We start from the raw sequence: 21,432 nt of genomic DNA, 5'->3' as shown, positions 1-21,432 counted from the left end.
GACGTCCTTTACTGCTGTTCTGAGCTAGAGTCGTCGATACGAACTTCGGCACCGGGTTGAATATTCTGCAGACCAGCGACAACTACTTTTTCGCCTTGCTGCAAACCGCTGCTCACCAGCCAGTCACTGCCAATGGCGCGTTCGGTTTCGATCATCCGTTGCTCCACTTTATTGTTGTCGCCGACTACCATCACGAACGGACGTCCGCGCGGGTCGCGCGATACCGCCTGTTGCGGCACCAATAAGGCCTTGTTCAGGGTACCTTCACTGACTTCGGCGCGAACGAACATGCCGGGGTACAACTGGTTACCTGGGTTCGGGAATTCGGCGCGCAGCAGAATCGCTCCGGTGTCCTCATCCACCGACACTTCGGAGAACAGTAATTCACCCTGTTCCGAGTAATCCAGACCGTTGAGTTTTAACCGCACCGGCGCGTTGCCATTTGGGTTCGCTTCGATACGACCCGACGCGATATCCGCTTTAAGCTGTAAAAACGCTTTGCTGGACTGACTGATGTCGACATAAATGGGGTCCAACTGGTTAATGGTCACCAGAGGTTCAGCCTGTGAGGCGGTAACCAGCGCACCTTCGGTAAAGTTAGAACGACCGACAATGCCGCTGATGGGCGCGTTAACCCGGGTGTACTCGAGGTTAATGCGAGCCGTTTTCAGCTGTGCTTCAGCCAGCGCCACGGCCGCCTTGTTTTCGAAAAAGGTCGCCTCAGCACTGTCAAACTCGTCCTGGCTTACCGCGTTTTCGTCCAGCAGTTCGGCAAAACGTTTGTAGCGCAGTTCGGAGCTTCTCAGAACCGCTTTGGCGCGTTCAACTTCGGCTTTGGCACTGGCCAGCTCGGCTTCATAGACTGCCGGGTCAATTTGATACAACTGCTGTCCCTGTTCAACATAAGTGCCTTCTTCAAACTTACGTTCGAGCAACACACCACTCACTTGCGGGCGCACCTGAGCGACACGGTAGGCAGACGTGCGGCCGGGTAACTGGGTGGTTACCTCAACCGTCTGTGGTGCCATTTCAAGTACCTCAACCGCAGGAGCTGGTCGCTGTTGTTGCTGGCTTTGCGCCGCTTGCTGGTCACCGCATGCCGACAACAACCCTGCGCTGAGCAGGCCTGCAATGACAAGGGGAGCAAATTTAAACCGTTTGTTCATCCATTACCTCTGGTTGATTCTCTGCTGATTATGTCGCTGAATTATACATACATACTTGTATGTTTGTAAATTAAAAATCCTCTGAATGCGCCCACAACCGCCGCTAGCGGGGCACCGTCAAGACGATTTTGCCAATCGTTTTGGCCGATTCAATGGCCTCGTGTGCTTTGCGCAGATTGTCGGCATTGAGCTCGCCAAACTGCCGACCCAGGGTCGAACGTAACTGGCCGTTATCGCAAAGCTCAGCCACGTGTGCCAGTAATTTGCCCTGAGCGGCCATGTCCGCGGTCTGGAACATCGACCGGGTGTACATAAATTCCCAATGCAGACTGACACTTTTCTGTTTCAAACGTGTGATATCGAGTGGCTCGCTGGGATCGTCAATGATACCGATGCGTCCCTGTGGCTGGATAAGGTCTATCACTTCATCGAAGTATTCATCACTGTGGGTCAGCAACACCACATCGGTGACCGCGGCATCATCGTCCAGTTGCGCGGCCAGCGGCGCGCTGTGGTCGATGACCTGATCGGCGCCCAATGCCTCAACCCATTGTTTAGATTCGGGGCGTGATGCGGTCGCGATGACGTTTGCCTGTGTCAGTTGTTTCGCCAGTTGTACCAACACCGAACCGACGCCGCCGGCGGCACCAATCACCAGCAGGGTGCGTTGGTCACTGTTGTGCTGCAGAGTCAGGCGATCAAACAATAGCTCATAGGCGGTAATGCTGGTCAGCGGCATTGCCGCCGCCTGCACGTCAGACAGCGATTGTGGTGCTTTGGCGGCAATCCGGGCGTCAACCAGTTGTTGCTGCGCGTTACAACCGGGACGGGTCAGGTCACCGGCGTACCAGACCCGGTCGCCAACGTTAAAGCCGGTGACGGCGGCACCGGTTTGCAGCACTTCGCCCACCGCATCCCAGCCTAAAATTTTGTAGCCCTGTTGCGGCTCTGCGCGTTGTCGTATTTTGCTATCGACGGGATTCACCGCCACGGCATTGACCGCAATCAGCAAATCATTGGGGCCGGGCAGGGGGGCTTCGATGTCGATATCCAGCAATGCCTCGGGATGGTCAATGGGCAGTGAACGTTGATAACCCACAGCTTTCATTTAGGGAACTCCTTACGCAGTAAATGATACTAATACGTGCTAAATTAGGGATTTCGATCGATTGGCTTTTACTATAAAGAGAGACGGATTGCGATGACAACACTGAAAACCTTATGGCTCGGGGTATCCGGGCTGTTGCTGTTGGTGCCGGCGGTGGTCGCCAAGGACATCGAATTGGCTGACGCCAAACAAGCAGTGGCGCAGTTACAGCAACAAAAAGGTCTGCAACTGGCCTATGAGAGGCTGTCGCAGTTTGGCGAGCGAACGTTGCTTGAGCGCTATCAGGCAGACACTGATGATCACGGCTGGCAGTTGTTGGCCGAAAACGGCCAGGCACCCAGCGAACAACGCTTGCGTGAATACGCACAAATGAAGCACGACGAATGGCAGTCAGGACAACAACCGGACGACGAAGAGCAGGGCGATCAACAGAGTGTAAAGCTGTCATTAAGCGACCTGATACAACCGCAAACTCTGGCGTATGCCGGCGAACAACAGTGGCAGGGCGAGCCGGTGGCTGCTTTCAGCTTTACGCCGCAACTGGATAAATTCAGTGAACATAACGATAAACTGCAAGGCTTTCTCTACCTGGATGCTGACAACAGCCGGCAAATTAAGGGTCTGACGGTGGGGCTCAAAGAAGAATTTTCGCCAGCCATGTCGGTAACGCTTGAGCGGTTCCAACTGACCATCGAACTGATGCCACTGCAACAGGGCCAACACACCTATTTTGTGCCACGCCGCACGGAAGAGCAGATGGCCGGCAGCTATTTATACTTTAAAGACTTTAACAATCACACCGTGCGCACCTACCGCGATTATTCGGTATTAGAAAAACCGGCGCTGAGCAACTGATCAGCAAAGCTTTCCAGGCCACTGAGCCCTTGCGGGTCTTCGGCCAGCAGGGGCAGCGAATACATTGGCCAGCGTTTAAAGCGCTGGTCAATTTCCTGCAGGTAACTGACCTGTTGTTGACGTCGTTTCGCAAGAAACGCACCGTCGGCGTCATCCGGCAAAATGCGATTAATCACCACCCCCGCAATCGGCAACTGTTCCTGGCTTAATGCCGCCAGCGCGCGGTCGGTTTCCTGAATGGGCAAGCGCTCAGGGGTTAATACGAATAAAATTCCGGTATAGTCAGGGTGTTTTAGCAGCCGTCGGGTGCGCTGAAACAACCGTTGTCGGTTCAGCAGTTGCTCGGTGATCGCCTTTGTACGATCCGTCATACCGTCGCTGGCGTGTTGCTCAGGGTTAGACATGGGATTGGCGACATCCTTGCCGGCCTTGGGAGCGAGGTGTTTGAGAACCCCTTCAAACTCTTCGGAACGTTGTTGCGAGCGCAGCATGCCCTGAGTCCAGGCCGCCATCGCCTCGGGTAAGGTCAGTAAGCGCAGCGTATGGCCGGTCGGTGCAGTATCAAAAATCAGCAGATCGTAATCGTGCTCCGCCTGTTCAATGATCTGACAAATACGCTCTAACAACGCCGCTTCCTGCGCCCCGGGCGACTGTTGCGACAGTCGCATCTGGCGTTCTACCTCGGGAAATAATTCCGGTTTGGTAAACCGCTTCATTTGTTGAGTAACGCGGGCGATGTGTTCGCGCACTTCGCGGTCAGGATCGATTTCCAGCGCGTCCAGCCGCTCTGAAATGGCGGTGATCTCATCACCGATGGGCTGCCCAAAGGCATCGGCCAGACTGTGAGCCGGATCGGTGGAAACCACCAGTACTTTTTTGCCGTTACGGGTAGCCAGTAATGCCAGCGCCGAAGAAACCGTGGTTTTTCCGACACCGCCCTTACCACCGACGAGCAAAACTTTGCGGTCAAGAAGTTGGGTCATATGGGATCCCGTTTAGCGATTAAGAAATGAGCTTAACAGCAGCGGAAATTATCCAGTGGCGAGTGTTCCATGCCCATCCGCTGATGCCATTCATGAAAGCGTTCGAGCATTAAGGGTTGCAGTTCCAGGGTGTAGTAGGCGGCCGGATTCGGCACGCCCATCATTTCGGAAAACACCAGCAACATGAACAAATCATCCTCATCGCGCTTGGCCCGCGCAATGGCGGAGCGGTAGGGCGCGTTGTAAAACTCATTCATCAACTCGCCGGCACGACCAAACCATTGTCGAATCGAATGAATGTTCATGTTACTGCTCCTGTTTAGCCTTGTTGCTTGTTCTCTTTGCTGACTTTAGAAAGCGTAGCTGTCGCTTCCAGAATAATCCATACCGCTGCTACAAGAACCACAATATCAAGGAAGAACAGGAAGTATTTTTCGTCCTGATAGAATCCTTGCAACTGAATGATCAATGCGAACACGGTCATGATCAGCAGGAAAATCAGCGGCAATAAGGTTACGTACATAGGACGTCCCAGCCGCACCAGCATGACCGTGATCACCATCAGCGTGAGACCGGCCAACAACTGGTTGGTGGTACCAAACAGCGGCCAGATTTGCAGACCACCGGAACCATCTGCACCGCCGGCACCAAAGGCCAGTAGCAAGCAGCTGCCAACCGCCAGTAAGGTCGCGACCAATGGTTTCTGGATCAGTGAAATGTCGTAAATATTTCCCCATTCCTGGAAAATATAGCGTTGCAAACGCAGACCGGTATCCATGGTGGTACCGGCAAACAATACTGCCATAACCGTTAACAATGTTTCGGCAATACCGACGTCAAGGCCGATACCCTGGCTGATGATGTTAGCACCACCTTCGACGAAGGCCGACACACCGCCCTGACCAAACGAGGTGTAAACGGCTTCCCAGTCTGCCAATGTTGCGAAACCGGCACAGGCAGCAATGATGGTTGCCAGTGACAGAGACCCTTCGCCAATAGCGCCGAAGTAGCCGACGAAGCGCAGGTCGGTTTCTTTATCCAACTGCTTCGAGGTGGTACCGGAAGCCACCAGTCCGTGGAAACCGGAGATCGCGCCGCAGGCAATGGTGACGAACAGCAACGGTAACATCGATGGTGTGCCTTCCGGGGTATTGCTGTTGAACGCCGGTGCCGTCATATCAGGCCCCAGCAGCAGTACCGCGCCGTACAGCAGGATTAAGCCGATGAACAGTTGCAGGCCGTTGATGTAATCACGCGGTTGCAACAACATCCACACCGGCAGCAGTGACGCAATTGCGGCATAACCGAACAGAATAAGGATCCATTGCGCATTGTCGGACAAGCCCAGTGCCATTTCCGGCAACGCCAGCGGTGCCGACGGACCAACCCAGATAAGGATATAGAGCGCAATCACACCGAGCACGGATACGGCGCCCAAGCCCATCCATTTACGGAAGATCACCTGGCCAATGATCAGTGCCACAAAGATGGCACCCCAGACCGGAATGACCGCGCTTGGGAAGTTGATCAAAAGTCCGGCAATGGCGGTGGCAAAGACCGCGTTTACCATCAGCAACACCAGGAAGATGACGATCATAAACAGCGTTTGTGCGCGCTTGCTGACCACATCACCGGTGAGACTACCCATTGAACGGGCTTTGTTGCGGTTAGATGCCCAGATAGCACCGGCGTCATGCACACCAGCGAAGAAGATCGTACCGAAAACAACCCATAAAAATGCCGGCACCCAACCCCAGATAACGGCAATCGCCGGACCAATGATGGGGGCGGCGCCCGCTACGGAGGTAAAATGGTGGCCCCAGAGGACGTACTTGTTGGTTGGGACAAAGTCGACACCGTCTTCGAATTCATGTGCCGGGGTTTTGAAGTTAGGGTCGAGCTTGTATATTTTTTCGGCAATGAATTTTGAATAAAATACATAGCCGAGAAACATAGCGCCCAAACCCAGAAGCATCACTACGATTGCGTTCATGGCTTGTGCCTCTTATTGATAGACAGTAAAAAACCTTGGTCAAGTGCCCTTAGTGTAACGCATACTCAATAACGGAAGGCATCCGACCAAGGTCTAATAGACGACAGTAATGGTTTTGTTCATCGGCGATTTCGGCGCAAAAAGCTACCAATAAGTGAGATGGCCAATAGAATAATAAAGATAAAGAAAATAATTTTCGCAATTTCAGCTGCCGCACCGGCAATACCGCTAAAGCCCAGAATACCGGCGATGATGGCGACGACTAAAAAGATCAGTACCCAACGCAACATATTGAATTCCTCTGTTTTTTAACGATTCTATATAACAGTAGTAGAGAAACTCGAAAAAGATCAAACCGGCATAAAAAAAGCCGCCACAGTGGTTACTGTGGCGGCTGGTTGTTAACGGAACCGCAGCTTAGTGTGCGTGTGCCGCTTCAGCAGCCGCTTCGTCGGCGGCTTTTTTGTCTTCAATCGGTTTAGCGTAGGCTTCAATCGCCGGCGCCAGGTACACGGCATTACTCAACAGCTTAGCGGTGCCCCAGAAAAAGGCACGGAAGTTAACGTTGTCGGCAAAGCCGATAACGTGGCCAGCCCCTAAGCGGTGAGCAACGATGTTGGATTTACCCTTAAGGACGTTCTGGTTGCGCTCATCGGCATAACCGCTCAGCAACGGCTGCTGCTGGTTGTAACGAGCAACGCTGATGAACGGACTTTGCGGCACTTCCATGGCATTCAACTCGTCTTTGAACACCGGCATGCTGCCGCGTGGGAAACCAAACAGTAACGGGTGAGAGGTGTCCACATCCATATTGAAAATGGCACCGGCAACACGACGTTTGGCGTAAAAGTCATCGCGCTCGCCATAGCTCAAGCCGGTGCTGTCAAAGGCTTCTTCGAAGGTTTCCTCAGCAACCCATTGGGCGCGCAACAGGTCATTCTTCGCCAGCCATTCGGCACCGCCTTGTTGGCCGATAATAACGCCGCCCTGATTCACCCACTGTTGCAGTTGCTGCTGCTCACGCTCACCCAGCGTGTAGTAGCTGCCGTCAACCAGCAGAATGTGAGAATAGTTGTTCAGGTTAACGCGTGCCAGGCGGTCAGTATCAACCATCGATACCGGAATACCCACGTGGCGGTCGAAGTAGTACCAGGCTTCGCCGGCTTCATACAAATTCACGCCGTCACCGGTCAGCATCATCACTGACGGTTCTTCCACCGGTTGAATGTTGCGGCTGCCAAGGTCAATGCCCTCAGGGGTCAGGCCGGACTCGATCGATACCACGGCAATTTGACGTTGCGCGGCTTCGTCCGCCAGAACCTGCTGCACATCCGCCCAGTCGTGTTGCTGATAAGCGCGGGTAACCACGATAGAGCCGGCGCTCAGCTGCTTCAGACCATTGGGGGTTTCCACGCTCAGTGGCTTGAAGCTTTGACGCGCATGAATGTCTTGCTCCAGTAACGATTGCAGCAAGCCAGGGGCCAGGTAGTCGTTCCAGTCGAACGCATAGGCGTAGGCGTCTTCGGCCAGCGTCAGGGTTTCGCGTTGAGGTGCGTCCCAGGCCTGATCCGCCAGGCTGATACGGCCGCGGTACTGCGAGAACTGCAGGTTAAACGCCAACGGCAGAGTCCAGCCGGACACGTCGTAAAAGGTGTTGTCCGGGAAGCTCTTACGGGTGCTGAAGATACCCTGGATGAGACCAAACTGTGGCTGCTCAGCCGGGATAAAATAGCTGCGGCCGGCTTCGTAGCGCTTACCGTCGGTCTCAATGGTTTTCTCAACCCGGTAGGCTTTAATGTCATGCTGCTTAAGAATATCCAGCAGCCCCTCAAGACGGTTAGCATCGCTGCTGTCGCCAATCAGGTAGCCGTCAAAGTTGGCATCGTCACCCATTTCCATCCAGCGGTCATAGGTGTCTTCCTGAAACTGAATAAAGCGCGCTTTGTTCTTGTGGGCGCCATAAATGGTGCTCAGTGAGGTAATAAACTGATTACGGATGGTAAACGGGAATTCCACTTCGCCGTTGACCGAGTCCTGCAGGTGACCACGGCTGGATGCCTGTTCAAACAAAATACCCACAGCACCCTGAACGTCAGGATAGGTCGAACCTTTACCGTAATAGAAGTCATCAAACGACTCTTCGGTGTAATACAGGTTACCGAATTCATCCAGTGAGTCGGCGTGCTCTGCCGCCAGAATCTCGGTTAAACGTACGTTCTCATCCGGTGTGATCGGATTTTTCCGCGACGGGATACCCGGCTGGAAGAAAAACGTGCTGTTGGTGCCCATTTCATGGAAGTCGGTGAGTACGTTCGGCTTCCACTTCTGGAAATTCGCCACACGGGCGCGTGATTCCGGATGTTGCAGCAACAACCAGTCACGGTTCATATCAAACCAATAGTGGTTGACCCGGCCACGCACAAACGGCTGCACGTGTTCACGATGTTCCGGGTCGGCGACCAGGTTCTGTCCACGGTGTTGGTTGGCCCATTGGGCAAAACGTGCAAGACCGTCCGGGTTAAACGACGGATCCAGCAGGATGACGGAGTCGGCCAGCACTTGTTCGATGGCTTCACCCTGAGCGGCGGCCAGATAGTAGGCAAACACCAGCGCGGCGTTACTGCCGCTGGATTCATCACCGTGGATGCTGTAACCCATGTACATCACCAATGGCGTATTGTCCGGGTCGGCATCCCGATCCGGGTCAGCGGCGGCGAGGTGACGCTCGCGCACGTCATCAATATTGCGGTGGTTTTCCGGTGCGGTTACGGTTAGCAGCACCAGCGGGCGCTGTTCATGGGTGCGACCGGTAACTTCAAAAGTAATGCGGTCAGACTCTTCGGCTAACACTTCCATATAGCGCACGATAAGGTCATGGCGAGCGTGCCATTCACCCACTTCGTGGCCGAGGATTTCAGAGGGTTTGGTAATTGATGGATCGTAGGTGACATCCGTCGGCAGATAGTACGACAGATCTTTAGTGGCTGCCAGTGACGGTAACGCCACACTGACCAGCGCGATGGCGCTGATGCCACGAACAAGCTTACGTAACATAGTTGTGTTCCCCTTGGTTTTATTTGCCCTCAACCATAACAAACTGAACCGCCAAAGGGATGTTTTTTCGGTATTTTGTTTTATCTGTGCGACGGGGCGCTGTGCTCGTTAACGGTTATCAGGGCTGAATGGAGCGCTGAATTGGCTGTTGTAACGAAATCAGCGTTTCCGTTGACTGCACCTCGTCGATGGCCTGAATACGATGAATGAGCACATGCTGCAGGTCATCGATGGACGGCGTCATGATTTTAATAAAAACGTTGTAGGGGCCGGTGGTGTAATAGGCTTCAATCACTTCTTCGAGCGCTTCCAGTTTGGCAATGGCACGGGGGTAGTCACCGGCATGACGCAGGGTGATGCCGATAAAACAGCAGACATCATAGCCCAGCCGTTTGGCATTCACTGTTAGCGCGGTACCGGCAATGATGCCGGCGTTGCGCATTTTTTCTACCCGCACATGCACGGTAGCGGGACTGACCTGCTGCTGTTTGGCAATTTCACTGTAAGGTCTGCGAGCGTCCTGCATCAGGGTTTGCAGGATGGCACGGTCCAAATTGTCGATTTGATAAGTTTCGGGGCTATTTTTCATAATAATTTAAATAATATTCAGTTTTAATCTATTTAAATTGAAGATATCTATCCTGTAAAGGTATTTTTGGTTAACGCTATTGAATTAAATCTGTTTATGGATAAAAACTAGATAAAAATCCGTTAACGATTAAGGAAGCCAATATGATCACCGATTTTGTCCGACAGCAGACCATCATCCGCACCATTAAACAAACCTTTAGTGGGCAACTGGCCGAGGCACTGAACCTGGTGGCCGTCGAAGCTCCGATCCTGAGCGAGCAGGGCAGCGGCATCCAGGATGATTTATCCGGTCACGAGCAGGCCGTTGCGGTCCGTGTCAAAGCCATTCCGGAGAAGCAATTTGAGGTGGTGCACTCACTGGCAAAATGGAAGCGACAGACGCTGGCCAAATACGGCTTTGCCGTAGGTGAAGGCATCATTACCGATATGCGGGCGTTACGCCCCGATGAAGACAGCCTCGGTGCCAAACATTCGGTTTATGTCGACCAATGGGACTGGGAGCAGGTTATCAGCGAAACCCAGCGCAGCAGCGAGTATTTAAAGCAGGTGGTGGCGACCATTTATGCAGCGCTGAAGCGCACCGAACAGCGGCTTAGCGAGCAATTTGGCGTACCCGCTTGTTTGTCACCGTCGCTGCACGTCATTCATAGTCAGGAGCTGGCCGAGCGCTACCCACAATTGACGCCAAAGCAGCGCGAACGGGCGATTACCCGCGAACACGGCAGTGTTTTTATCATGGGCATCGGCAGTCCGTTGACGGATGGCCAGGCGCACGATGTCCGAGCGCCGGATTACGACGACTGGAGCAGTATCGCTGATGACGGTCGCACCGGCTTAAACGGCGATTTGCTGGTTTGGCACGAGGCCATTGACGATGCACTCGAGCTGTCGTCGATGGGCATTCGGGTAGACGCCGACGCCCTCGTGCGACAATTACAACTGAGTCGTCAGCAGCACCGCGCTCAATTGCCCTGGCACCAGTCATTGTTAACCGGCGAGCTGCCACTTACCATCGGCGGGGGGATTGGACAATCGCGGGTGGTGATGCAACTGCTGCAACTGGATCACATTGCCAAAACCCATTGCAGCGTGTGGCCGCAAGCGATTCAGGGCGCGTTATGATATTCTTTGCGAATGCGAGAGTATTTTCGAAATGGACCAGAGCACCGTGGTGGCGCCGATGTCAGTTTTGCTGACATCGTGCAGCTGTTCGGCTTCTACTCGGTGCGAATTGGACGCTGGGTAACCGCCGCCGAGCAACAGCGAGCCGCTAACCTGTTTTTCGATGCGTTATGCGATTTACAGCAATTACTGCAGGTACCGAACCAGGTGCTGTCGCTGCGCGGAACGCTGGCGTTGCATTACGGTATCGGTGGTCGCCCGGGCGCTGCCGCTCATTATCTGCCCAATGGGCGGGTGTTGGCGCTGGCGAAAAACGCCGGTGGCGGCAGTTTGGCGCACGAATGGTTTCATGCCTTTGATCATTACGTCTGTGCCAAAATGTTCCAGGACGATCCGCCGCCGCTGCGGTTTGCATCGCGGCATTGGCTGTATTCGGAGGCGCTTAACGGCCATTCGCTCAATCAATGTTTAAGCCTGGCATTTAAACGCTTGTTTCTGTCCGCTGACGGACGTCAGCCGAGTGACTTTATGCAGCATTGTGCGGCCTACGACAAACGCCTCGGCAGTCAGTATTTTGCCATGCCTGAAGAAATGGCGGCGCGTTGTTTCGAAGCGATTATGCAACGGCAACCGTTAAAGAACCATTTTCTGGTGTCCGGGACGCAACAGAGTGACATGGCCAAAGCCGGGCTTTATCCACCCATCGCCGTGCAAAACCAAGTTGCTGAATGCTGGTTTGACTACTTTCAGCAACTTGGCCTGGCGTTATCGGCTTAAGCGGATAGCAGGTACACCAGCATGCCACCGATCAGCCATAATACGCTGATGCCACTCAGTACCAGCAGCACCGTTTGACTTAGGCTGCGGCCGCCACCGCCATGATCATGGTCATGATGGTGGTGATGACCCTGATGCCGACGCTGGTGGTCGCGGTAAAACTTAACCAACACCGCGGCCATCAGCAGGAATATCACATTCAGCACAAAACCGTAGTTAAGGCTAAAGTGCTGTTGCTCTTTTGGCGAGCTCCAGTTGTCGAGCGATGGCAGCAAATCCAGGCTCAGCAGACCATAGTGCATCACCAAGGCGGTGGCCACCAGGCATACAAACAGCATCAGCGCGATATAAAGCGACATTTTCCAGCCGTAGTAACGGGCATTAATGCGCAGTACCGGCAACACCACCAGATCCGAGAATATAAAGGCCATCACCCCGGCAAATGCGACCCCTTCACCGAACAGCACGGCCGCCAGCGGGATATTACCCATCGAGCCAATGAAGGTGAAAAATGCCGCTATCGGGCCAACCACGGCCTGTTGCAACACCGACCAAAAGCCCAGTTCCTGCTCCGAACCAACCCCTAAAAACAGCCATTCGAAAAAGGCACTGGGGACAAACGCCGATATAATGCCGGCAACGGTAAAACCAATGAGCACGTCCTTCCATACCATTTGCCATTCCATCACGAACTTCATCGCCACCTGATGCCAGGTTTGTAACGACAACAGATCGGACAGCGAGCTGCCGTCGCTGTCATCTTCGTCGTCGGCTTCTTTATCACGGGCTTTGGCAATTAACTGCGTTGGGTTGGTCAGGGTAATAAACAGCCAGGCAAACAGGATCAGCAGAATACCGCCGACGTACTCGCCCACCACAAATTGCCAGCCAAGAAAAATGGCGATCACAAAACCCAGTTCAATCACCAGGTTGGTGGAGGCGAGCAGAAACGCCATGGAGGCACTGAAGGCCGCGCCTTTATTAAACAGCGCGCGGGTGGTGGCGAGCGCAGCAAAGCTGCAGGAACTGGAAATAAAGCCAAAAAATGACCCCAGCGACACCGACTTTAGGTTATTGCCACCCATCGACTGGCGCATGCGTTTGCGGGTAATCAATACTTGAATCAAACTGCTGATGAGATAACCAAGGATAAACGCCCACAGCGCCATCCAGAAGAAACCCAGGCTGGTGTAAGCGGCTTCGCCCCAGCGCGCTAAAAAGGCTTCCATAAACCCTCCTTGAATTCAGCAAATGGCAATCCTGTCTTATTACCTACTGACAAATGACCAAATTAGGTTACTTTGGCACGACGTCTATGAACTTATCAGGTTTGCTGCAATGTGGTAACCTTGCCGCGGATTTCAACAAGAGGTAGTCAGCGATGCGAATAGTGATCCGGTATTTTTTCAGGTTGGTGCGCTTAATTTTGACGCCATTTATGCTGCTTGGTGAGAAGTTAACGACGCCAAAAGGTGTTGAGCGAAGCGAGCAGGAACAACAGCAGGTGGCCGCAGCCTGTCGTCAGTTAGCGTTGTACCAATTTAAAACGTGTCCATTTTGCATCAAAGTACGCAAACACATGGCGTCACTGTCGTTACCCATCGAAACCCGCGATGCGCAACACAACGCAACCCACCGCCAGGAACTGGAGCAGGGCGGCGGGCGCGTGAAAGTACCGTGCCTGCGCATCACTAAAGACGATGGCAGCGTCGAGTGGCTGTATGAATCCGACGACATTAACGCGTACCTGAGTCAACGCTTCGGCCAATAAACAGCGGTTAAATGTGCTCAAGCTGTCGTTTCTGTTGTTCTTTCACCCGATGATAAATTTTGTCGGCAATCAGAGTGGCAACAGCAGAAACGGCAATGATGGTTAACACCGTATAGAGTCGCGGATTACTGCTCAGTACCGTACCGGACTCGCGAAATACGTCGTGCAACCAGTCGGCGGCCAGCCAAATAATGGCAATGGGCGACAGCGCCAATAACCCCAGCGCGAGGTACATCATCGCGGTGGTAAGATAAAAAACCGTGGTTCCTGAATGGGGTTTTACCCGATAATTCTCCATAACCACACCCTCCTATAAAGAGCATTAACAAGGTTAACTACTTGTTAATAAGTGTAGTTAAGAAATTTGGATTACCCCGGCTTTGCCACGTAAAAATGGCGCCAAAAAATCAATCTTATTGAAATTCTTCAAATTAAAGTTCAACAATATATTATTTGTTAAAGTAGCGCTAAAACCACCGCGGAACCTGCGCTTGGTAACGGCGGTATTGCTCCCCGAACAGCTGTGCCAGCGCGGCTTCTTCGTTCTTTGACTGAACCACAAGAGCGCTTGCACCGGCGATCAGGCACAGCAGCGTAAAGGCACTGGGCAGCGCCAGAAAAAAACCTAACTGACCCAGGATAATGCCGATAAACATCGGATTGCGGCTGCGTTGGTAGGGGCCATCCGTCAGTAGCGTCGCGCTGTTTGTGTCGATGCCGGAACGCCATTGGTCGCCCATGTAGGCATGCACGTAGCTGATGATGCCGAGCGACACCAGCATCAGGCCAACACCACTGGCCACTACCGGCAGTTGATACAAGGCATCAAAGCGCAGCAGTAGGCCATCGACCGGGAAAAACAACCGAGCCACACACAAGATTAAAATAAAGCTGCGAAAAAAATTGAACGTTTGCCGTACCCACCAGGCGCTGCTGCGCGGCGCGCCGCTATTAATATGAGACTGGCGTGAACGGGCTGCCCGGCCTAACGCGACATGGGTGTAGTGTACCCCGATGAGCAAAAAATAAATCGCCAGAAAAAACCGCGAGAGGGTGTCTGCGTCAACCACAATAACTCCAGTTGTTCTAAAATTTCGATAGATTTGATTGTACGGATTTCGCCATAAGATGTAAGTCAAAAATTAAAAGAGGTACCCCTTTTGACCACACGGTTAATAGGGTTAATGTGGTATGCTTAAGCCAACGTTGTAATCAGACAGGAACACACCATGCAAGTTAATACGCCAGAACAAGCGCTTTCAATTTTAAAGGACAACGACGTTATTTGGTGCCAGTCGATGGCTGCCACACCTTACCGGTTACTGGAAGGACTTAAATCCGTTGCGCTGAGCCGTCGCAATCTGACGGTACTGCAACTGCATACCGAATTCAGCGAAATGTTGTCTGACCCTTCGTTGCAGGGGCATTTGCGACAACGCGCCTTTTTCGTTGGCGCTTCAACGCGGCAGGCGGTTAACGACGGTCTGGCGGACTATGTACCCATTTTCCTGTCGGAAATCCCAAAATTATTCCGCTCGGGTGAACAACCGCTAAATGCCGCGATCGTGCAGGTATCGGCACCGGATAAACACGGTAACTGCAGTCTCGGTATTTCGGTAGAGGCCACTCGTGCGGCGTTACAGGTAGCCGACAAAGTGATTGCCTGGGTTAACCCGAAAATGCCGCGCACGCACGGCGATGCCTTGGTGCCGTTGTCGCGCTTTGATCGTTATTTCGTCGAAGAGGCTGCGTTACCGGAACATCGGCAGCCGCCACAAAGCGAGACCACGCAAAAAATTGGTCAGCAGGTGGCCAGCCTGATTAACGACGGCGACTGCCTGCAGATGGGGATTGGAGCGATTCCGGACGCGACGCTGGCGTGCTTGGGTCACCATAAGGACCTCGGTATCCACACTGAGATGTTCTCTGACGGGGTATTGCCATTGGTGGAGCAGGGCGTCATCAATAATTCCCGCAAGCGCAAACACCCGGGACGGATCGTGACCACGTTTGCGATGGGCTCACAGAAGTTGTACGACTTTGTCGATGACAACCAAGAGGTGTTTTTCCTCGATGTTGAGTACACCAATGACACTTCGGTGATTCGCCAGAACAGTCAGGTGATGTCAATAAACAGCGCCTTACAGGTGGATCTCAGTGGTCAGGTGTGCGCCGATTCCATTGGCACAAAAATCTATTCTGGCGTTGGCGGGCAAATGGATTTCGTCCGTGGCGCGAGTCTGTCTGAGGGTGGTCGCTCGGTCATCGCGTTGCCGTCAACGGCCTGTGGCGGAAAAGTGTCACGCATCAGTTCACTGCTGGCGCCGGGAGCCGGTGTGGTCACCACTCGTGCACACGTGCATTACATCGTCACCGAGTACGGTATCGCAAACTTACGCGCCAGAAGTATGATCGAGCGGGCGCGGTCGCTGATCGCTATTGCTGCGCCGCAGTTTCGCGAGCAACTGGCCCGCGAAGCGTACGATGACTGGGGGCTGAGTATTTAACTCAGCTTATTTCGGGCGGTTTTTACCCAGCCACACATCCAGTGCCTGTTGAAACGCTTCATTGTTTTGCAAATCACTGATGGCGGCATTGAGACTGGCGGCGGCCTGCCGTCCCCAGTCATTGTTACTGCAACCAATGGCGCCTTCGATACTTTGTCCCTGCGACTCCTTAATCGGCAGAAACACCAGTTGCTCCTGGCTGGAACGCTGATGCGTGGTATCGTAATAGCGTTTGATCATTTCGTAATCAATCGTGTAATCAACTCGCTGACTCAGCAGCATGGTCATTAAATTAACCTGTGCATCATCGCCGGTAACAATCCGGTAATGGGACTGGCCGATAAGGTGTTTATCCAGTAACGGCTGCAGTTGACCATAACGTCGCTCGATGGGTTGCGCAAAACGAAAGTCGGTATCTTGCGCCAGTGCTTCGAAGGACACCGGGTTACCGTAGCGGTCAATAATGTGTTTGGCGGCCTTAGTGTGCGCTAAAATGCCGTGCGGTGGATACTTGTGGGTGGTCTCGGTGTAGTTAAATTCGGCGTTGTAACTGGAGCGCTTAATCAGACAAGGAAAGCAGAGATTTTTTTCCCGTTTCATTAACAAGGTGATACGGCGCGCGGGTAAGCGGCGAATATGATGCGATAACTGCGGCAACTGATCCTGCATAACATCAACCAGCACATCACAGATGCCTTCACCCTCATAATCGCCATTGGCGATATGAAAGGGTGGTGCCACGTTGATACCCCAAATGATCTCATGCGGTTTCCCCGGCTCGGGGTGGGTCAGTGCATGAGCCTTATTAGCCAGTGCCAGCATCCCGCATAGCAGTACTGTCGGTATCAGCTTCATAATCACCTCCCGTGACTCAGTCACTGGTTTTTACTCTGGGTCTGTCGCTACCTAACCAGAAATCCAGTCGTTGCTGGAATGTTTCATCGCCGGCAATCGCCGGTAACATCCGGTTAATGGAGTCGATGGCTTTTTTACCCCACTCGTTGCGAGCGCAGCCAATGGCACCAATAATGGGACGCTGTTGATATTCCTTAATAGGAATATAGATCAATTTTTCGGAGTCTGCTTCGTTGTCCAATTGCTCGTAAAAATGAATCATCATTTCATAATCAATGGTGTAGTCGACCCGGTCGGCGGCAATCATTGCCATTAGATTAAACACCGAGTTTTCACCGAACACCGAGCGATGCTGCGGCGTGTCAATTAAGTACTGGTCGAGGATCGGCTGAATATCGCCATACTTTCTGCCGCTGGGTTGCGCAAAACGCAGCTCCGGCTGTTGTGCCAGAGTTTCGAAACTCAGTGGTGAGCCGTAGCGGGCAATGAGTTTTTCCGCCAGTGACTTGCGGGTGATCACCCCATGGGGCGCATACAAATTGACGGTATCACTAAAGTAATAATCGGGATTGTACGATGTGCGTTTAATTAAACAGGGAAAACACAAATTTTGCTCGCGTTTCATCAACCGACGAATGCGAATGTGGGGCAAATAAGCCACTTCAACGGATAATTCCGGTAAATGTCGTTGTACTGATGCCACTAACTCGTCGCAAAAACCGGGCGGCGTGTTAAGCTTGCTTTGCAGGGCCTCAGGAATATGAAACGGCGGTGCTGCATTGACACCAAAACGGATATCGGGTTCATCGGCCGATACAGCGGAGCTGCACAACGCGATAGTCAACGTGGTGACGAGCATGACAGTGCGGCAAAGCGAACTTGGCAACATCGTTATATCCTAATAAGTATGAGTTATTGTTGCTGTCACAAAAATACAACATACCTTTATATAGACAAAATTAATATCGATAAACAACTAACTATGCACGTTATTTTTAATCACGGTAAAGAAAGTGGCCCCTGGGGCACTAAAATCAAAGCGTTGGCAAAAGCGGCGGAAAACCTTGCCTGCAGTGTCGACAGTATCGACTTTAACGGTGAGATGGATGCTGACAAGCGCGTCACACAGCTGCTCGCCGCCATTGACCAATGTCAACAACCACCGCTGCTGGTCGGCTCCAGTATGGGGGGATACGTTGCCACGGTGGCTGCCAGTCAACGCCCCTGCGCGGGTCTGTTTGTGCTGGCACCGGCCTATTACCTCGGCGGCGCCGCAAATTTTGACCAGCTTCAGGTCAGTTGTCCGATGGCAATTGTGCACGGCTGGCAGGATGATATTGTGCCGGTCGCCAACAGCTGGCGCGTTGCGCAACGGCTGGCCGCGGACTTGCACGTGGTCAACGATGACCACCGGTTGATCAAAACCCTGGATCATACCGTTGATCTGTTTACCCGCTTTTTAACCAAGGACTTAGCATGAGTGAAGAAACCCAGCCATTTGAATTGCATCCACGTCTGGCGCAGGACAGTATTCATATCACCGACTGGCCGTTATCGCAGGTGCGGGTGATGAACGACCGTCAGTTCCCGTGGTTTTTGCTGATTCCGCGGGTACCGAACGTGACCGAAATCATTGACCTGAATGACGCCGATCAACAACAGTTGTGGCGCGAAAGTGCGTTTTTGAGCCATTGGCTAAAGGCCGAGTATCGTCCGGAAAAACTCAATATTGCCGCCATCGGTAACAAAGTACCGCAATTGCACCTGCATCATATTGGCCGTTTTAGTGATGATCCGGTGTGGCCGGATCCCGTCTGGGGACGGTTGCCGCCGAAACCACTGGCGGAGGAAACAGTAACCCGGCTACAGGAAATCTTTAAAGCATTGAGTTTGTAACAATGACTCGTCATAGTAGCAACAAAGCCAATGCATTAATGCGTTGATCATAATCCGCCGGGAGTGCGTTTAACAGTGATGATGGACACACCTTTACTCACAGCATTGCGGCAGCAAACCGCGAACTTGCATCAGGACGTTGAGCAACTGGCGTTTATGCGCCAACTTCTCAGTGCCGACTTACAGGTTGAGCAGTACTTGCAGGCACTGCAGCGACTGTATCAGTTTGTGGCGGCGGTCGAGCCGAACTTAGTGCATCATTTTGGTGATGAACAGCGCCGTGATTATGCCTATTTTCCGCGTTTGGCCGACATTCGGGAAGACATCACCGAATTGGGCGGACAGGTGCCGACCATAGCTGGTGCGCCCGCACACCATTGTCAGTACCAGGCAATTGGACAGGCCTACGTCATTGAAGGCTCAACCAGCGGCGGCAAACTGCTGGCACAACGGCTGAAAAAGAAACTCGGTCTCACCCATAGCAACGGGCTGAGATATTTTGGTTTTCACCGTCGTGGTACCTGGTCATTGTTTGTGGCCTGGGTTGCTGGTCTTGAATTAACGGCAACACAGCAACAGGCCTGCATCGAGGGAGCAAAGGCATGTTTTCAGTTGTTACTTAGCCCTGTTGACCGTCGAGGAGTTGCCGCGTGGCAGAACAACCTAATGATGACATAAATTGGGAACAGGCTCTGGCCAACTGCGCCAAAGAGCCGATTCACATCCCCGGTGCCGTGCAGTCTCACGGCGCCTTACTGGCGTTTAACAGCGATCTCAGCACACTGCTGGTTGCCAGTGAGAATTGCGATCAGTTTTTACAACAACCGCTGGCGACGCTGTTTGCGGAACCGTTAGCAGAAACCTTGCCATCGTGTTTTTTAGCCGAACTTGAACGTACCCGGCAACGCCTGGGTTATGGTTATGAAACCGACTCGTTTGAATACACCTTTGCGGCGACGGCGATTGACGCCTTCTGTACCGTTTATCAGCTACGCCAAAGCAACGGTCAGCGGCTGTTGGTGGTCGAAATCGAACCGCTCTACGTTAAGCTCGCCGGCGACTTTACCTCCACCGTACGGCATCAGTTTGACCGGTTACGCCGCTGTAAAACAGAACAGCAGACGCTTGAACAGCTGGTTAGAAGTGCCGCCGAGATCAGCGATTTTGAACGTATCTTAGTGTATCGCTTCGATTCGGAGTGGAACGGTGAAGTGGTCGCTGAGCATTTGCAGGAAGATAATCTCGACAGCTACGTTGGACAGCATTTCCCGGCCAGCGATATTCCCTCACAGGTGCGTGATATGTACCACGTTAATGCGGTACGTAAAATAGCGTCCTCAACCGCGCCGCCGCACCAACTGTTACAGAATCCAGCGCTTGAGCAAGCGCTGGAACCCCTGGATCTCAGTCAGGGGACCCTGCGTGCAGTATCGCCAATGCACGCCGGTTATATGCAGAACATGGGCGTCAGCCGCTCACTGTCGGTGGCTATCTTTGACGAAAACCGTTTATGGGGGCTGCTCTCCTGTCACGGTGTACGACCGGCCCGCACCAATCCCTATCAACGCCACGCACTGCATTCACTGGTGCTGATGGCCAGTCAACGGCTGATGCTACAACGTCAATATCAGGCCATCGCCTTTTTAGATCGAGTTGAGGAAAGCCGCAAAGCGCTGCTTGACCCCGACAAAGATATCATGGCACCGGCACAGCTACTCGCCAGCCAGGGTAAGCACTGGTTAAACTTGTTTCAGGTGGAAACGGTGGTGCTGGCGCACGGTAAGGACGTCAGTCATTGTGGTGACGAATTGGAGCTGTGGCGTGTGTCGCAGTTGGTGGAGTGGTTGCACAAGTACCATTGGGTTACCGGGTTGTTCAGTAGCCGCGATCTGGCCGACAGTGATTGCGCCGAAATTTTCCGTGGTTCGCCGTTTTGCGGGTTGCTGGCGGTGTCGATGCCCTATGAGAAAAAGCTCAACGGTTGGTTGTTAATGCTGCGCCGCGAGGCAGTAGAAGTGAAAAGCTGGGCCGGCCGCCCGGAAAAAACCGAGACCCAGCAATTTCAGGGCAAAACGGTGTTGTCCCCCCGGCGTTCCTTTGCCGGTTGGCAGGAGACCTTAAAAGGACGTTCGCTGGAATGGACCGACGAACAGAAACAGGCGGCCCGCACATTGGCTGAGGATCTGGCTATCGGAGCCTCGGCCTATCAAATCGAAGAATTGAACGAACGCTTGCAACAGGCCAACAAACGCCTCGAACATTTGGTGCACACCGATGCCTTAACGCAACTGTGGAATCGCTACCATATGGAGCAAACCCTGGATACCGAGCTCAGCCGCGCGCAGCGCCATCAGCACGCGCTCAGTGTGATTATTTTTGATATTGATAACTTTAAACAGGTCAATGATACCTATGGCCATGATGTCGGTGACCAAGTGTTAAAGGGCATTGCCAAAGCACTGAAGCCGACCATGCGGGATACCGACGCACTGGGACGTTGGGGCGGTGAAGAGTTCCTGGTGATCGTACCGGAAAGTGATCTTGCGCAAGCCAGGGAACTGGCGGAGCGACTGCGGCAGGTGCTGATGGGGCTGGAATTTGACAAAGCCGGTGTGGTCACGGCAAGCTTTGGTGTAGCTTCTCTGGATGCCGGTGATTCGCGCAGTAAACTGATACGACGAGCGGATCAGGCACTGTACCGGGCCAAAAACCAGGGTCGAAATCGAGTCGCGGCAGAACAATAAAGGAGAACGA

The 21,432-nt window shown here is 53.0% G+C and carries 22 protein-coding genes; 9 read left to right on the top strand and 13 right to left on the bottom strand.

All coding sequences use genetic code 11. The features are described 5' to 3' along the window. Positions 1-8 precede the first annotated feature (8 nt). Positions 9-1,166 carry an efflux RND transporter periplasmic adaptor subunit gene (locus CWE23_RS00750; protein ID WP_105306259.1) on the bottom strand — a complete coding sequence of 386 codons (1,158 nt, stop codon included), beginning with the start codon at positions 1,164-1,166 and terminating at the stop codon, positions 9-11. 103 nt (positions 1,167-1,269) lie between these two features. Continuing rightward, complete coding sequence (locus CWE23_RS00745; protein WP_105306260.1) at positions 1,270-2,274, bottom strand: zinc-binding alcohol dehydrogenase family protein; 1,005 nt, start codon at positions 2,272-2,274, stop codon at positions 1,270-1,272. A 93-nt stretch (positions 2,275-2,367) separates the two neighbouring features. On the opposite strand from CWE23_RS00745, the gene CWE23_RS00740 reads away from it, so the two are divergent. Further along, entirely contained in the window at positions 2,368-3,129 is a 762-nt protein-coding gene (locus tag CWE23_RS00740; RefSeq protein ID WP_105306261.1) for a hypothetical protein, read from the top strand. On the opposite strand, the gene CWE23_RS00735 is transcribed toward CWE23_RS00740, so the two are convergent. The 6 genes from CWE23_RS00735 to asnC all read right to left on the bottom strand — a co-directional run bounded on the left by CWE23_RS00735 (position 3,093) and on the right by asnC (position 9,748). Further along, a complete protein-coding gene (locus CWE23_RS00735; protein WP_126819130.1) occupies positions 3,093-4,112 on the bottom strand; it encodes an ArsA family ATPase in 1,020 nt (339 codons plus the stop codon). The genes CWE23_RS00740 and CWE23_RS00735 overlap by 37 nt on opposite strands. A 32-nt stretch (positions 4,113-4,144) precedes the next feature. Continuing rightward, complete coding sequence (locus CWE23_RS00730) at positions 4,145-4,417, bottom strand: cory-CC-star protein (RefSeq protein ID WP_105306263.1); 273 nt, start codon at positions 4,415-4,417, stop codon at positions 4,145-4,147. 14 nt (positions 4,418-4,431) lie between these two features. Beyond that, positions 4,432-6,105: a carbon starvation CstA family protein gene (locus CWE23_RS00725; RefSeq protein ID WP_105306264.1), complete on the bottom strand. Its 1,674-nt coding sequence runs from the start codon at positions 6,103-6,105 to the stop codon at positions 4,432-4,434. Between the two features lie 119 nt (positions 6,106-6,224). Next, positions 6,225-6,395 (bottom strand): DUF1328 family protein, encoded by a 171-nt coding sequence (locus tag CWE23_RS00720; RefSeq protein WP_105306265.1) that lies wholly within the window; start codon positions 6,393-6,395, stop codon positions 6,225-6,227. A gap of 127 nt (positions 6,396-6,522) precedes the next feature. Then, positions 6,523-9,159 (bottom strand): M14 metallopeptidase family protein, encoded by a 2,637-nt coding sequence (locus CWE23_RS00715; protein ID WP_105306266.1) that lies wholly within the window; start codon positions 9,157-9,159, stop codon positions 6,523-6,525. Positions 9,160-9,277: 118 nt separating this feature from the next. Next, positions 9,278-9,748, bottom strand: coding sequence for a transcriptional regulator AsnC (gene asnC, locus CWE23_RS00710; protein WP_105306267.1), 471 nt, complete (start codon positions 9,746-9,748; stop codon positions 9,278-9,280). A 143-nt stretch (positions 9,749-9,891) separates the two neighbouring features. Between asnC and asnA the strand changes: the two genes are divergently transcribed. Together asnA and CWE23_RS13830 are read left to right on the top strand one after the other, a co-directional pair. Beyond that, complete coding sequence (gene asnA, locus CWE23_RS13835) at positions 9,892-10,872, top strand: aspartate--ammonia ligase (protein WP_158682658.1); 981 nt, start codon at positions 9,892-9,894, stop codon at positions 10,870-10,872. Between the two features lie 12 nt (positions 10,873-10,884). Then, positions 10,885-11,649, top strand: a complete 765-nt coding sequence (locus tag CWE23_RS13830) for a CLCA_X family protein (RefSeq protein WP_198678790.1) — start codon at positions 10,885-10,887, stop codon at positions 11,647-11,649. Here the strand turns inward: CWE23_RS13830 and CWE23_RS00700 are convergent. Continuing rightward, positions 11,646-12,878 carry a permease gene (locus CWE23_RS00700; protein ID WP_126819129.1) on the bottom strand — a complete coding sequence of 411 codons (1,233 nt, stop codon included), beginning with the start codon at positions 12,876-12,878 and terminating at the stop codon, positions 11,646-11,648. The two genes, CWE23_RS13830 and CWE23_RS00700, sit on opposite strands and share 4 nt — an antisense overlap. 152 nt (positions 12,879-13,030) lie before the next feature. Here CWE23_RS00700 and CWE23_RS00695 point away from each other — a divergent pair, with 152 nt between their 5' ends. Beyond that, positions 13,031-13,420 (top strand): glutaredoxin family protein, encoded by a 390-nt coding sequence (locus CWE23_RS00695; protein WP_126819128.1) that lies wholly within the window; start codon positions 13,031-13,033, stop codon positions 13,418-13,420. Between the two features lie 7 nt (positions 13,421-13,427). Here the strand turns inward: CWE23_RS00695 and CWE23_RS00690 are convergent, their stop codons facing one another. Together CWE23_RS00690 and CWE23_RS00685 are read right to left on the bottom strand one after the other, a co-directional pair. Continuing rightward, positions 13,428-13,718, bottom strand: coding sequence for a hypothetical protein (locus CWE23_RS00690; RefSeq protein WP_126819127.1), 291 nt, complete (start codon positions 13,716-13,718; stop codon positions 13,428-13,430). A 169-nt stretch (positions 13,719-13,887) separates the two neighbouring features. Next, the gene (locus CWE23_RS00685) at positions 13,888-14,490 is read right to left on the bottom strand and encodes a methyltransferase family protein (protein WP_105306271.1); all 603 of its coding nucleotides are present in this window, start codon (positions 14,488-14,490) and stop codon (positions 13,888-13,890) included. 159 nt (positions 14,491-14,649) lie between these two features. Here CWE23_RS00685 and CWE23_RS00680 point away from each other — a divergent pair, with 159 nt between their 5' ends. Further along, complete coding sequence (locus tag CWE23_RS00680) at positions 14,650-15,927, top strand: acetyl-CoA hydrolase/transferase family protein (protein ID WP_126819126.1); 1,278 nt, start codon at positions 14,650-14,652, stop codon at positions 15,925-15,927. Between the two features lie 6 nt (positions 15,928-15,933). Here the strand turns inward: CWE23_RS00680 and CWE23_RS00675 are convergent, their stop codons facing one another. Together CWE23_RS00675 and CWE23_RS00670 are read right to left on the bottom strand one after the other, a co-directional pair. After that, entirely contained in the window at positions 15,934-16,782 is an 849-nt protein-coding gene (locus tag CWE23_RS00675) for a hypothetical protein (protein WP_126819125.1), read from the bottom strand. Between the two features lie 16 nt (positions 16,783-16,798). After that, positions 16,799-17,671: a hypothetical protein gene (locus tag CWE23_RS00670; protein WP_126819124.1), complete on the bottom strand. Its 873-nt coding sequence runs from the start codon at positions 17,669-17,671 to the stop codon at positions 16,799-16,801. Between the two features lie 93 nt (positions 17,672-17,764). On the opposite strand from CWE23_RS00670, the gene CWE23_RS00665 reads away from it, so the two are divergent. The 4 genes from CWE23_RS00665 (at position 17,765) to CWE23_RS00650 (ending at position 21,422) form a co-directional block, all read left to right on the top strand. Next, a complete protein-coding gene (locus CWE23_RS00665; protein ID WP_126819123.1) occupies positions 17,765-18,262 on the top strand; it encodes an alpha/beta hydrolase in 498 nt (165 codons plus the stop codon). Further along, positions 18,259-18,678 carry an HIT family protein gene (locus CWE23_RS00660; RefSeq protein WP_105306276.1) on the top strand — a complete coding sequence of 140 codons (420 nt, stop codon included), beginning with the start codon at positions 18,259-18,261 and terminating at the stop codon, positions 18,676-18,678. Before CWE23_RS00665 ends, CWE23_RS00660 begins: the two co-directional genes overlap by 4 nt. 78 nt (positions 18,679-18,756) lie before the next feature. Further along, positions 18,757-19,356, top strand: coding sequence for a biliverdin-producing heme oxygenase (locus CWE23_RS00655; RefSeq protein ID WP_105306277.1), 600 nt, complete (start codon positions 18,757-18,759; stop codon positions 19,354-19,356). Beyond that, on the top strand, positions 19,329-21,422 hold the full coding sequence (locus CWE23_RS00650) for a sensor domain-containing diguanylate cyclase (RefSeq protein ID WP_105306278.1): 2,094 nt from the start codon (positions 19,329-19,331) through the stop codon (positions 21,420-21,422). The genes CWE23_RS00655 and CWE23_RS00650 overlap by 28 nt, the downstream gene beginning before the upstream one ends. Positions 21,423-21,432 lie beyond the last annotated feature (10 nt).

Source organism: Idiomarina aquatica (assembly GCF_003987185.1).
GTDB lineage: Bacteria > Pseudomonadota > Gammaproteobacteria > Enterobacterales > Alteromonadaceae > Idiomarina > Idiomarina aquatica.
The sequence above is the reverse complement of the archived record's forward strand: the minus strand, read 5'-3'. Positions and strand labels throughout refer to the sequence as shown.